This is a genomic window from Priestia sp. 10L35 (assembly GCF_056395685.1).
In genome coordinates, this window is record NZ_JBFTKA010000079.1 from 1 (window position 1) to 302 (window position 302).

2 tRNA genes are annotated in these 302 nt (G+C 56.6%); both read right to left on the reverse strand.

Going from position 1 to position 302, the window contains the following annotated elements:
* Positions 1-73 precede the first annotated feature (73 nt).
* Positions 74-149: transfer RNA gene (locus AC1DEF_RS29445), tRNA-Phe, on the reverse strand.
* Positions 150-157: 8 nt separating this feature from the next.
* Positions 158-233 (reverse strand) — tRNA-Asp (locus AC1DEF_RS29450).
* Positions 234-302: the final 69 nt, after the last annotated feature.

The following is a 302-nucleotide window of genomic DNA, read 5'->3' on the forward strand; positions in this document are numbered from 1 at the left end:
GGGAATCGAACCCACGAATGCCGGAACCACAATCCGGTGCGTTAACCACTTCGCCACAATCGCCGTCTTAAAATGGTGGCTCGGGACGGAATCGAACCGCCGACACAAGGATTTTCAGTCCTTTGCTCTACCAACTGAGCTACCGAGCCAAACAAAATGGCGGTCCCGACGGGAATCGAACCCGCGATCTCCTGCGTGACAGGCAGGCATGTTAACCGCTACACCACGGGACCACTTTGGTTGCGGGGACAGGATTTGAACCTGCGACCTTCGGGTTATGAGCCCGACGAGCTACCGAACTG